At 35.9% G+C, this 13577-nt stretch carries 12 protein-coding genes; 3 read left to right on the top strand and 9 right to left on the bottom strand.

Features of this window, described 5'->3' with window-relative positions:
- Window positions 1-48: 48 nt before the first annotated feature.
- The 9 genes from ACXMYH_RS01425 to ACXMYH_RS01385 all read right to left on the bottom strand — a co-directional run bounded on the left by ACXMYH_RS01425 (window position 49) and on the right by ACXMYH_RS01385 (window position 10718).
- Entirely contained in the window at window positions 49-972 is a 924-nt protein-coding gene (locus ACXMYH_RS01425) for a nucleotidyltransferase family protein (protein ID WP_486555361.1), read from the bottom strand.
- Window positions 973-1020: 48 nt separating this feature from the next.
- Entirely contained in the window at window positions 1021-1425 is a 405-nt protein-coding gene (locus ACXMYH_RS01420) for a GtrA family protein (protein ID WP_486555362.1), read from the bottom strand.
- Window positions 1422-2399, bottom strand: a complete 978-nt coding sequence (locus ACXMYH_RS01415) for a glycosyltransferase family 2 protein (protein ID WP_486555372.1) — start codon at window positions 2397-2399, stop codon at window positions 1422-1424. The genes ACXMYH_RS01420 and ACXMYH_RS01415 overlap by 4 nt, the downstream gene beginning before the upstream one ends.
- Before the next feature lie 50 nt (window positions 2400-2449).
- Window positions 2450-4072 carry a hypothetical protein gene (locus ACXMYH_RS01410; protein ID WP_486555371.1) on the bottom strand — a complete coding sequence of 541 codons (1623 nt, stop codon included), beginning with the start codon at window positions 4070-4072 and terminating at the stop codon, window positions 2450-2452.
- Between the two features lie 290 nt (window positions 4073-4362).
- Entirely contained in the window at window positions 4363-6144 is a 1782-nt protein-coding gene (locus ACXMYH_RS01405) for a glycosyltransferase family 2 protein (RefSeq protein WP_486555370.1), read from the bottom strand.
- Window positions 6145-6165: 21 nt separating this feature from the next.
- Entirely contained in the window at window positions 6166-6921 is a 756-nt protein-coding gene (locus ACXMYH_RS01400) for an ABC transporter ATP-binding protein (RefSeq protein ID WP_486555369.1), read from the bottom strand.
- A gap of 18 nt (window positions 6922-6939) precedes the next feature.
- Window positions 6940-7728: an ABC transporter permease gene (locus ACXMYH_RS01395; RefSeq protein WP_486555368.1), complete on the bottom strand. Its 789-nt coding sequence runs from the start codon at window positions 7726-7728 to the stop codon at window positions 6940-6942.
- A 72-nt stretch (window positions 7729-7800) separates the two neighbouring features.
- Complete coding sequence (locus ACXMYH_RS01390) at window positions 7801-9654, bottom strand: glycosyltransferase family 2 protein (protein WP_486555367.1); 1854 nt, start codon at window positions 9652-9654, stop codon at window positions 7801-7803.
- Between the two features lie 47 nt (window positions 9655-9701).
- Window positions 9702-10718, bottom strand: a complete 1017-nt coding sequence (locus tag ACXMYH_RS01385; RefSeq protein ID WP_486555845.1) for a glycosyltransferase family 2 protein — start codon at window positions 10716-10718, stop codon at window positions 9702-9704.
- A gap of 471 nt (window positions 10719-11189) precedes the next feature.
- Between ACXMYH_RS01385 and ACXMYH_RS01380 the strand changes: the two genes are divergently transcribed.
- The 3 genes from ACXMYH_RS01380 to ACXMYH_RS01370 all read left to right on the top strand — a co-directional run bounded on the left by ACXMYH_RS01380 (window position 11190) and on the right by ACXMYH_RS01370 (window position 13564).
- Entirely contained in the window at window positions 11190-12242 is a 1053-nt protein-coding gene (locus ACXMYH_RS01380) for a glycosyltransferase (RefSeq protein ID WP_486555366.1), read from the top strand.
- Window positions 12243-12545: a hypothetical protein gene (locus ACXMYH_RS01375; RefSeq protein ID WP_486555365.1), complete on the top strand. Its 303-nt coding sequence runs from the start codon at window positions 12243-12245 to the stop codon at window positions 12543-12545.
- A gap of 194 nt (window positions 12546-12739) precedes the next feature.
- The gene (locus ACXMYH_RS01370) at window positions 12740-13564 is read left to right on the top strand and encodes a hypothetical protein (protein WP_486555364.1); all 825 of its coding nucleotides are present in this window, start codon (window positions 12740-12742) and stop codon (window positions 13562-13564) included.
- Window positions 13565-13577 lie beyond the last annotated feature (13 nt).

Below are 13577 nucleotides of genomic sequence, written 5' to 3'. Positions count from 1 at the left end.
TCATTTTTTGATTTAGATATTGTGATACTTTGGAATTTAGACAAGCTATTACATATATAAATTCTTTCCATAAGTGCCCTGTTCGATTAAAGAACGAATTGCCGCAGCTACTGCAGGTTTATCCTCTTTGTATGTAACTCCAAACCATTTATCATTTGTCTCCAGAACCTTTACGCTGGCTTTATTCTCAGATAACAGCCTGTCAATAATCTTCGGAAGCAGATACTCGCTTTTCATACCATCATCCCCAAGCTGATCCAGAAATTCTGAAAAACCCGATTCCAGCATATCCAGAAATTTTGGTGGCAGTCCCCACATATTCATCGACACATGCATATCTTCATTGACAGAAACCGGCTGTTTTTCCTCATTGCAGGCTGTGAGAATCCCATTTTGTTTCTGGATCTCATAGGTCTCAGTGACACGCTGCAGATAACCATCCTGATCCACAGTACAGATACCGCGGGTAACACCGCCGTTTTCACTCAATGTATTTTTAAGAATAAATCCCGCCATGCAGATATCATAGAATGAACGGTCAGGCTCCATCTTGGTTGTCATATATTGGTAAAGTTTTTTGAATGCCTCTTTCCCATAATAATCGTCAGCGTTGATAACGATAAATGGATCTTTTATTACATTCTTTGCGCAGAGAACAGCTTGTCCGGTTCCCCATGGTTTTGTCCTTTCCCAGACATTTCTATGCCCGGCAGGAAGTTCATCCACAGACTGGTAAGCATATTCTACGGGAACGATCTTCTCGATCCGCTTTCCGATGATCTCTTTGAAATCTTTCTCGATGTCTTTGCGGATGATAAAAACAACTTTATTGCAGCCTGCCTCCAGCGCATCATGGATCGAGTAATCCATGATGATCTCACCATTTGGGCCAACCGGTTCCAACTGTTTAATCCCTCCGCCGAAACGGCTGCCGATTCCGGCGGCCATGATGACTAATGTGATGTTTTTCATGTTCAATTCCTTCCTAATATGCAACGAATGACGATATAACCATAAGAATTATTTACGCTTGAAAATAATCATCTTACTAAATATATAGTTTAAAACTACAACAAGAACATTTGACGCAATTTTAACGAAAAGGTCGTTCACCCCCAGGCAGTCCACAAATATAAACATGATAAGCAGATCACAGGCACCTGTGAATAATCTGCAGCCTGTAAATGATAAAAATTCCTGTAGAATTGCTTGCAGACAAAGACTTTTGCTCTTAAAAACCCACCATTTATTAGTTATATAAGCAAAAATCACGGAGATGATCCACGCCAGGCAGGTACTGAGAATAACCGATAAGGAAAGTATATGTGCGCTGATATAATATGTAATAATATTGACAGCTGTGGTACATACTCCGAAGAATAAATACAGGATCGGCTGCTGATATTTCTTAAATAACTGGTTCATGATTTATCCTCGATCTTACTACTGTACTCTTTAGATTCTGTTCGTTCGCTGATAATATATCTCGGTCGGTGTTTGACTTCCATGTATATTTTTCCAATATACTCGCCCAGAACACCAAGACACATCAGCTGAACACCTCCTAGCAGGCAGATGATACAGGTCATACTGGACCATCCGGCAACCGACCGGTTCATCAGATGCATGATAACAGACCACACAATTCCAAGGAAACTGAATCCGGCAATAATTGTTCCAAGAGCAGTAATGATTCGAATCGGTTTAATACTGAGACTTGTAATTCCATCGAAAGCAAGTCCAAGCATTTTTGATAATGGATAATGGCTTTCTCCGGCAATTCGCTCGTGCCGTTCATAGTAAACACTTGTGCTCTTAAAGCCAACCAGCGGAAACATTCCACGCAGAAACAGGTTAACTTCTTTGAAATTGGCGAATTCCTTTAAAACACGGCTGGAAACCAGGCGATAATCAGCATGATTATAAACCACTTCGGCTCCCATCCAGTTTAAGAGTTTGTAAAATCCCTCAGCTGTAAAACGTTTGAAGAATGTATCAGTATCACGTTTACTGCGTACACCATATACGATCTCACATCCTTGAAGGTACTGATCAACCATTTCGTCCATCGCATTGATGTCATCCTGACCATCACAGTCAATAGAGATCGTAATATCGCATTTATCTTTCGCTTCCATCAAACCCGCAAGAACCGCGTTCTGATGTCCGCGATTACGGCTTTGTGAGATTCCAATAAAATGTTCATCCTGTTTTGCCAGTGAGCAGATAATTTCCCAGGTTTTATCCTTGCTGCCATCATTGACGAAAAGAATCCTACTGTTATTGGAAATTTTTCCAGACTCAATAAGTGAGTTTAATTTGCTTAAAAATAATTTTGATGTTATAGGAAGAACAGTTTCTTCGTTATAGCATGGGATAATAATATATAATACATTCATTTTACAAAAAGATCCTTCATATACATATAAACTTCTTTATTTTAACAACATTATCTAACCTTTGTACCTAAATCAATTATCAAACAACACATAAGTCTCCAGCCGTTACTCGCCATTGGAATCATCAATAAATATGCAGGAAACATATACTGAGTTTTATTCTCCCACAAAAGAAATACAGCCGCATAGCCAAGCACAACTATAAGTTCTACACATCGTGCAATTTTTCCTTTATTATTAAATATAAGCCACCATAAAGTCCCCATCGACAATAATGTTTGCATAATATCCATCATATTAAATAACACATCATGTACCGTTCCATAATAAAAACTTGCTGTAAGCTTTGTCATTGATCGTTTGGCTTGATTATATCCATTAACCTGCAAATAATCCCAATTACTAGCAAGAAAAGACTCAAAATCCGGATTTGTCCATTCAATTGCAAACTTCTCTGCGATATACCTGAGCATCAAATCTGGATCACTCACAAAGTGTTGAATTCTCCGAAGCAAATACTTTATCGAAATAGATTTCATGGCTTTCCTAGAATACTCCTCACTTGACAAGGCCCATACAAACCCATCATAGTATCCGGCATTTTTTATATCTGTTGCCAAAATATCATCATTTTCCATATCCGCCTGATATTCTTTTCCACCTCCTAAGCCCATGGTAATCCATGCAATACTTGGCACGCCCTCATCTAAATCAATATTCACTTTCTTTTCTATAAATGAATTAACTGGTGCTGAAAACAATGTACTCGCTTTTAATGTACACACCATACATAATATATAGATTAGAAACTTTTTCTTATTTACGCCTTGTAGTATCTGAAATAAGTAAACGCAACATTCTGCTAGAGCTCCTATAATCATCGTCGACTTAATAAAAATGGAAATTCCCATCAAACCAATTGATATAGCAAGACAGCACCATACATTTTTTTCTCCACTTAAGGCTTTCTTCTGCCAATAGAAACTATAAATCAAAAAGGGTAACGCAATAATATTTCCATATATAAATGTACAATATAATACCATTGGGAAAAAAAGTATTGTCATTAATCCAGAGAGTGCAATGCTCATCGTATTGTCGGATATCTCACCTGTAAGTATTACTATTCCTGCCATTGCAAACGCACATGCAAAACAATTTATGATTTCATAAAATATTATATAATTTTCACCAGCGATTGACATACATAAATACAGTAAACAAACAATACTTGTTTGAAATGGGAATCTAGAGAGGTAATTAGCATATTCCCATTTGCAGATTGCGAGTCCATCCGTACTACCTCGAAGTGCTTCTGTAGCATACACCAAATCAAGTGAGTCAAAGGCTGGACCTACATCCGCAATAAAAATCCATAGCATTGATTCAAATAATCCTATAAAAAAAACTGTCTTAACAATATTGCTTCGCTTCAGTTCATTTTCCTTGCCGTAGCAAAAGAGAAAAATCACTACCACAGTAATCAGTATTAACACAATGACTATTAGAGGAGAAAATTTCACATCATAGGCGCCTTTATATCCATCTGCCAACTCTGTTGTGAAGAAAAAAGTCAAAAAGGAAATGATTGAAAAAAAAGGCATTGCAATCCACCATATTAAATTTTCAAAAAAAATGTTGATTTGACGTTTCTTATCAAATACTTTTTCCATCCATATCACTATATCATCCTCCACAGTTCTCACAATTCATATTACAATGAAATAAACTGATGTTTTATAATATTTTTCAATATATACAGTGTTTTCTTATATTTATTAGTTATCAATAATCAAATGTCGAAAAGTGTACAAAATCTACAGCTATTTGTGTACATGACGAAAGCATTGAACTTTTTAATTTCTGCATTGTTCGTACATCATTGATTTAATTGTACAGTTTTCAAATTTGCTCATTGATAGTTTATGATTAAAAAAGTATCACTCATACATATATTCTATTACTAAATATTCAAATATTTCTTCCAAAATTCCAATTTCTGTACTTCCCCACAACGCTGTCGATATTCCCTGGTTATCTTCTCATATTTTCTGTCCATCTCCCACATTACCGCAAATGTTGCAAGTATATTTTTAACTGCTAACTTGGTATTACGTTCAGTGATAAAACCTTTCTGAGAAGCTACATCATAGTTAAGAATGCGCTTTACACGATATGCATTAAACGGTCGAATACTCGCCATAGGTGCAATATTATCACGCTTTGTTGGAAGCAAATATCCATTAAATGTGACTAGTCTCAAAATTCTATGTAGCTTTGAATCGTTTTCCTGACAACTACGTTCATAATTCGGATATGAAAAAGACATATCCACTTCATCTATTGGTATAGCCTTATATCCGGCAGCCATGATTTCTCTATGTAAACTTTCACCATCTGAGTTAATAAGCCAATCAATTCCCGCAAGATAATCTTTCACACCGCGCAATAATAAATCAACATTTTTGTATCTGTAATGGAAAACCTCCCGGACAACACTTAACATTAATTGTTTTTTTGCATCGCGTTTATTGTACTCAGGAAAATGAAGCGCATTATCAATAAACTGATTTCTTAAAATATAATATGATAAAAATGAAGAATATTTATTTTCAAATGGTTCGTGCCATACACAAATTCCATTCATCAAAATAAGATTCTTCATATTTCTCAATCCATACTCCAGATCATCTCCTCTTATAAATATTGGCATCGGAAGATTAGTCTCTGAAACTACCTTAACAGGAAAGCAGCAGTACCACCATGCGTTATACTCTCTATATTCTTCGATCTCATTGTACAGACAAGCATCACATGAGTTCATATCAAGTCCAGATTTCAGGGAAATAAGTTTTCCGGCATTCCATGATGCTCCCGATTCCACCTGTATATTTTGAGCATCATTTCTCAACATTGCTCCACCGATAAATGAATCCTTAAATTTTTCTTTTAATACAGATAAAATTCTATATGTTTTCAATAATGATTCCGGATCAATAATAATATCATCATCCATTAACAAAACATGTGTAATTTCCATTCCTGCATTATTTGCATCAAGAATTTCAATCAGATCACGGGTAAATCCACCTGCTCCTCCTGTATTTTTGTTCTGCACAATATGAATGTGATCACTAGATAATTTATTTATATCTAATGTTTTTCCATTATCAGAAATAAATATTTCCAAATGACCATATAATTCAGATGATGGATTATTTAATATATATTTATTTAATATATGCAAATTATGCTCAATAAAGCTTTCTCTCTTGAAAGTACAAATGCCAATTCCTATTTTTACAGGAGAAGTGTATTCTTCTTTTAAATCAGTTGAATAATATCCTCCATAGAATACGCACGCATCTTCCAACGCCTCTACTAAAAAATATGCCATTCCTTCACCGGCCGGGAACTCTAAAGCAATTTCTGATATATCGTCCATCTGATACACTTGTTCAAATACACATTTTTCATAAATCTTGTCATGTATTTTTTTCTTATAATATAGCCGGACGTAACACTGTCCTTTGATTTTTAATGTCAAGCTGATGGCTGATACATCTGTGTACTTTTTCCATTTATCAGCCGATACACTATTGAAATATGTATCCGAACTTATTTTCCCATGTTTATCCAGTACAAAAGTCTGGTTTACGCGTGTAGCAAACTTATTTTTTCGAAAATACATTTCTTCCTGTGTGCAAACGTCTGCCTTTGGCCATAATACATTTTGAATAATCATTTTTCCCTCTTTATACTTCTATTATTTCTTTTCTTTTTGTTTTAATTTTTCGATGTACGCCTCAGCTACTGTATCAACATCTCCATACTTCTTTACAATGCCTTTGTCTAACCATAATGCATGGTCACAGATCTCTTTAACCGATTCTATAGAATGCGACACATATAAAAGTGTTGTTCCGCTTTCCCGCATTTCAGCCATTCTTCGTTCACATTTCTTTTGAAACGCATAATCTCCTACTGACAAAACCTCATCACAAATCAATATATCCGGTCTTACGATCGTTGCGATAGCGAATCCCAATCTGGCCGCCATACCGGAAGAGTAATTCTTTATCGGCATGTCAAGAAAATCCCATAATTCCGCGAAATCCACAATCTCGTCAAAGTGTTGTTCCATGAATTTTTTATCATATCCAAGAACAGCTCCATTTAAGAAAATATTTTCTCTTGCCGTCAAATCACCATCGAATCCAGCACCGAGTTCAATTAGCGGAGCTATCGTTCCATTGATCGTCACGGTTCCCTTATACGGCTTTAAAATACCGCATATTAATTTCAACAATGTTGATTTTCCGGAACCATTTGTTCCGATAATTCCCCAGGCTTCGCCTTTTTTGACCTCAAAGCTCACATCTTTCAGTGCAAAGAACTCTTTAAACATTAATTCTCTGCGCAGCAGCTTTACAAAATATTCTTTTAAATTGTCAATCCGTTCCGATGCCATATTAAATCGTACTACGGCATGCTCCACACGCACTGCATATTCATTTTCCATTTTTCTACCCTCATTCGATTAAATATACAGAATAAAGCGATCCTGGCTCTTCATGAATACCAGTGTACCAAATCCCATCATAAGAAAAGCAACAACAAATCCATATACAACTAATCTCATATCCGGACACATGCTCTCAAGTACAATTGTACGGAACTGTGTGATATATGCGTACAGCGGATTAAAATGCTTAATACATCTCTGCAGATTTTCCGGCAGCTGACTGATCGGATAAAAGATCGGCGTCACATACATCCATGCGGTCAGGAACGCACTATAGATATACTGAATGTCTCTAAAAAACACGGTTCCGGCCGCCAGAAATAATCCAAGTCCCATTGAAAAAATATATACCTGAATTAAAATAACCGGAATAAAAAGCATATTCAGACTGAAATGGATTCTGCAGATAATAAATACAAGAAGCATTGCTCCTAATGCAAAAATCATATTTACGAACGAACTGGTTACTCTTGATAAAGTAAAAATATATTTCGGTACATATGTTTTCTTCATCAATGCTGCATTTCCGGTAATCGACCACATTGCCTGATTTGTTGCTTCAGATACAAAGTTAAAAATAGTCTGTCCGATGATGAGATATACCGGATAATTTTGTATGTCAAACCGAAACATACTTGAAAATACCAGCACCATGATTCCCATAATCATCAATGGGTTCAGAATGCTCCACAGATACCCAAGAAAACTTCTTCGGTACTTTAATTTAATATCTTTCACGACAAGCTGCGATAGCAAAGGTCTGTAATGTTGAAATACAGCCAGTCTTCTCATAAATTTATCCATTATGTTTTTTCATAACTCCTCTCAAACGCGAATATATGAATCCGCTATATCATTCAGGCAAAGAACATTTCCCTATATTTCTCTCAGATATTGTTCCCAAGCCTTCTGGTTCGTTATTTTCTGTATATGCTCCTTATAATCCCGCATCGCAGGTCCCAATTGAAAGAGAATCATCCAAAATGATCTCCAATAAACGGTAAATAACCAGACTAATTTTTTATAACTCTTTTTTGTCAGAAAAAGTCGTCCACTTGCCGGTTCATAACATGCGATTTTTCTCTTACGGAACGCTGCAAACGGGGAATCCATTGATAAAATCAATGTAATCTTATCCGCATCAGCAGGAAGCAGCCAGCCATTCAATGTAAGATAATGGACCAGCGTTGCCTTCTTCTTTTCTGCATTCTTTTTAATGATTTCTTCCAGCGAAAAATGCTCTGTCCATGTAGTGATCTGCTGTCGAATAGCGGACATTTCCTCGTCTGTCAATTCAGATTTCCAATCTTCCAGTTGCTTCATCTGATAAGTGAGCCCGCGTATTTCATTATTCAGAAGTTCTGGTTCCTGTGCATGAAGCCATTCCGGTCCTTTAAGGAAATCCTGAAGTCCGCGAAAGATCAGTTCTGCATCTTTATATCGTATTCTGAACATCGCTGCCGTCAACATTTTCAAGTAGTATTTCACGGCACATCGTTTTTTCCCGCTCTCCTGATGAAGTGCTATTTGTATTAGATTATTTCGTGTATCATAATATATATTAGAGCCCGAAAAAAGGAGTTCAAATCCCTTGTGCCATACTCCCACACCATTAAGAAACACGATTCCCTGTTCCTTATTTCTTATTCCAAATTCAATATCATCACAGTGGATAAAAAACGGAATAGGCAGATTGTCTTCCCTGACAGTCGCCAGTGAATAACAGCAGCACCACCATCCGGAATAGAGTTCATTCTCACGTCCTGTTCCTGTTAAATATTTGCTTGTAGCTGTTGCTCTATTCCGAACATCCAGATTCATGTCCGGGCGCACAATTGATCCATTTTCCCACCATTCTCCCGCGCAGAACAACATATATGGGAAATCTTCCCGCATCATCGTACCGCCGAGTGTTATATTCTTCCACTCCTCACGGACTGTTGCCAAAAAGCCATAGATCCGTACTAAAGCGTCCGGTTCTACAACAGCATCATCATCCATTAAAAGGACATGTGTAAATGGGGTTTCCCCGCGTTTCCGTGCCTGAAGGACTTCAATCATCCCCCTGGTAAATCCGCCAGCTCCTCCGGCATTCTTATTCTCAAAAATACGAATTTTTCCACTGGACGTTTTCTGGATTTCTTGTATACTTTCAATGCTGTCCAACGTTTTTCCATTGTCAATCACATATACCGCCACATGTTCTGATACTTCCAGCGTATGATTGTCCAGAATACGTTCTTTTAGCTGCTGAAGATTTCTCTGAACATAAGCTTCCCGTCGGAACGTACAGATATCAATTCCTATATAAACAGGATTCCATGTTTTTTGCGTAATATAAGAACCAGACACATAGGAATCCTTAACCGATGAATCTCTGACTAACGCAAACCAGAAAGCACCGCTGTTCACTTCCTTATAGGGAAATTCAACAGAATAACTCTGCTTTTCTTTCGGTGATAAAGGGAATGTTTTTATATCAGTTCCATCATGAACCAGAATCAGTTCCTTATATCCGTAAAGAGTTAATTGCAGGCTTAAATCTTCGATTCTTGTATATTTTTTCCTTTTTTCTATATAAAAGAGATTAAAATATCCATCAAAATCAATTCGTTCCCCTTTTTGCGCCTGATCATACCGATGAAAATATAATTCCTCCACCTGGCATACATTGCTGCTTGGGAACAAAATGCTTTGTAACTGAATCATCGCTCCTCCATCTTGTTTCATTGCAGCTTTCCAACTTTATAAGAAGTTGCTTTGTCTCATGACTTTTATCAATACATTTGTCTGACCATTTTGCTGGCCGGGTAATACAAAAGATATCCGCTCATGCGCAGTAACGATAATGCCTTATTTTTATTACGCGAATAGATTTCCGGATACTCACATCGGATCTTTCGTTCAAACTGAACCAGTTCTTTTTTCTTTTGTCTGGACGCTGGAAAGCTGAGCATAATCTTTATTTTTCCAGCAATTACCCTTGCGATAATCCCTGCTATGTAATTTTTCTTCTCATCAGAGCATGTGATCTCCCGACCCAGTTTTTTATAAAATTTCAGCAGAGAATTGATGACTTTATCATAGTTCCGCTCATTTTTCTGCATCTTATCAAGACCGACACTCTGTCCTTCTCTCCCAAGACGATAATAGTAGACAAACTCATCTATAAAACAGATCGTCTCAACAAAAGGAATCGGATAGGTAATATACTCTGTATCTACATAATAGCAATGTTCATCGATCCATATCTGATTTGCCCGAAGGATCTCCGTTCGGATTGTCATATTATGCATTTTCATATACAGCCGGTCCGCAATGTCGTCAAACCGGTATACTTTCTGATATTCCACTTCCCTAAAAGGTGTTGTGATCTCAGCCTTAGTCTGAAATTTCGTTTTATCTGTTTCTCCGCAATCGTAAGCCCACAAAAATCCAGAATGTACGATATCCGCATTTTTCATCTTTAACGTTTTTACCAGACTGATAAATGCATCTTTTTCTACCCAGTCATCCGCATCGACAACTTTAAAATAGGTGCCCTGCGCATGTTCAATTCCGCAATTGATTCCCGACCCATGCCCCCCATTTTCTTTAGTAATCACTCGATAGCTTTCCGGATAACGTTTGGCGTACTCTTCAGCGATAATTAAAGATTGATCTGTAGATCCGTCATTAATAATAAGAATCTCAATATCCTGCAGCACTTCCGGGATCACAAAGGACTCCAGGTTATCACGAAGATATTTTTCCGCGTTGTAAGTCGGTACGACTACCGTCAATATTTTTTCCATCATCTAATTTCCTGTAAAAATTTCTCTATTTGTTCTATGCTTCCATTCCTCGCCATGGATTAGACATAAAAAAGACCCGTCCTCCCAGTGTTTTGATTTCCACCTCATAAGAATCCTTCACTGGATGAATGAAGTCGAGAAAATCGAACTGGACCGCGACCGGTCTAAATGCCGATAATAATTCATGATGACACTCATGACCCCGCTCCATCTCGCCGGGACTGAAACAAAGTGTAGGACCTTAATCATCACATACCCTCCGTAAGCCCTGGTATCTTTCTCTTCCTATAATCAAGGTTATACCAACTAGCTTCTGCTAGTATAACATCTTTGCCTAAATAAGGCAACTTTTAATCTATAACATTTCCTTAAAATATTTCCCAGTTTTGTAGATTTCATGCCGGAATCCCGGTGATTTTCAAGGATTTTTGCTTGTGGTTGGTATAACCTTGATTATCGGAAGCATTTCAAATGGAAGGTAAGTACTATATGGATTGTCCAAAGTTAAGCATTATACTCCCTATATATAACGGAGAAAATTTTTTAACGCAGGCTATAGAAAGTGTTCTTAAATCTACGCTACACTCCTGGGAGCTTATTCTTGTAAATGATGGATCCACGGATATGTCAGAAAAAATTTGCAAGGAATATTGTCGTAAAGAAAATCGAATTCATTATATTAGCCAGGATAATTTGGGCTTAAGTGCGGCCAGAAATACTGGCTTTTCTATTGCCCGTGGAACATATGTTGTGTATTTGGATGCGGATGATTATGTAGAAAGAGACTATTATGAACAGCTTGTGAGTGAAGCAGAAAAAGAGCAAGCAGATTTTATTGTTACAGGTTTTACACGTGAATTTATACATGACAGAAGAAATAATCATATCACAAAAACCAGATGGGACAGACATTTTTTGCAATCCGCTGATGAAATCAGAGCGGAAAGTCAGAAACTATATTTCTATAATGTTTATATTCATGTATGGAATAAAATTTATAAAAGAAAAAAGCTAATAGAAAATAATATTCGATTCGATGAGAATATACGTTATGGAGAAGATGTTCCATACAACATCCAAGCCTTAACAACGGCAGAATCCATCTTGTTTTTGGAATTATCAGGGTATCATTATATTTGTCATAATATTGCAAGACTGACAAATAGATGGAATGAAAATCTTTTGAATTACAATTGCGAGATTTATAAAAGAATTAGACTACATGAATATATAAAATGGCAGATCTTAGATTCAAAAGTTGCGGCAGGAATGTATTTGCGTAGTTGTTTTTTAGCATGGGAAAAGGCAACTTATAATCAAAAGTTTGACTATCCAGCAAGAAACAAAATAATTAGACAGACCCTTCTTTTTGAAGAAACTAAAGAGGCTATTGAGGTTCTTACAAAATATAAAGTAAATATAGAATTTGAAATATATTATGGAATCATAAAAACTAAAAATGTTAATTTAATATATATATCAGTGATAATGCGAAAATTTTTTAAACATTTGTTAGGAAGATGAATGAATAAATTAGCAAAGTATATAAAAATACTAAAAAGCAAAAGTGAGTTTTCTGCATTTTATGAAGCATCACAGAGTATGCTCCAGGCCTCGAAGATGGCTGAAATACTATATGAAGATGAGACTGTTATTTACAATACTAGTTCAGTGGTAGTAGGACCTATTTTATCCGCCTATGTATTTTGGATATTAAAGCTTTCAATTAAAAAGGGCATATCTGATCTTTATTTTTTAGCTCGTGATGGAGAAATTCTAAAAGAAATAGCCGAAGCTTTTATTAGTAAATTAAAATTTGGTGTTTAAATCAAAGAATACCTAATGCAGTTAGTGCAACTGTACTATTGCTTTGTTCATTGCTATGCTATCAGGCTGCATTCGCTTATTTCGGCTTTTTTTGTATTCTCTATATGTTAATAAATGAGGATTTAAAATATACTAAAATATTATTCAAACGAATTGTATGTACGTTTTGTATTATATTTCTCAGCTGTAGCGCAATGTTGATTTTACAAAAAATTTTTACCCGAGAAATAGAAGCAAGAACCGCTAACTTGTCTTTTTATACCGTAATACAGAATATCAAACAGATAATACAATTACAATTACAATTGTTATATGATGGAAATGGCTTTTTTATCCAATTTATCTTAGGTGTAGGTCTTATAGTACTGTCACTTTGTTTGTGCCAAGTTGTTGGTAAATTTACTAATAATCCAATAAACATATTCTTGTTGATTTTAGGTTGTATTGGGATTTGCTATAGCATGGTATTTACTCCCCATTTATTCACAAGTACATTATGGTTTGCGCCAAGAACCATGGTAGGATTTTGGACAGTATTTTCAATGATATCTATCATTATAATCGTGATATCTACGTCCTGGAGTTATCGAATAATAACGCTTATAACTATGATGATTCTGCTGGTATGTAATGTCTTTTTAATACATTCAATAGGAGTGAACCATTTTATCACTAATTATTTAGATAGAGAATATTCTGAAGAAATTGAGAAAAATATAAAAAAATACGAAGCAGAGAGCAATACTTCAATATCCAAAATTGCAACAGTTTTCGATGCATCACCATCATATAGTTATCCAGGAATTAAGTATGTTAAGTATGATACAAATACAAAAGCATTTAGTGTTGATTGGGGAGATGTAAATACAATTAATTTTTATAATCAAACAAATTATAAAAAAGTACCATTTGTAAATTCTATGTTAGAATTTAACCCGCATGACTATAATTGGAATGACTTTGTACCAGATGAGCAGTTGATATTTAAGGGAGATACTTTAGTAATAATTAAATATTAATCTAGTTCTCGAT

Source organism: Pilosibacter sp. NGB245, assembly GCF_057397225.1.
The sequence above is the reverse complement of the archived record's forward strand: the minus strand, read 5'-3'. Positions and strand labels throughout refer to the sequence as shown.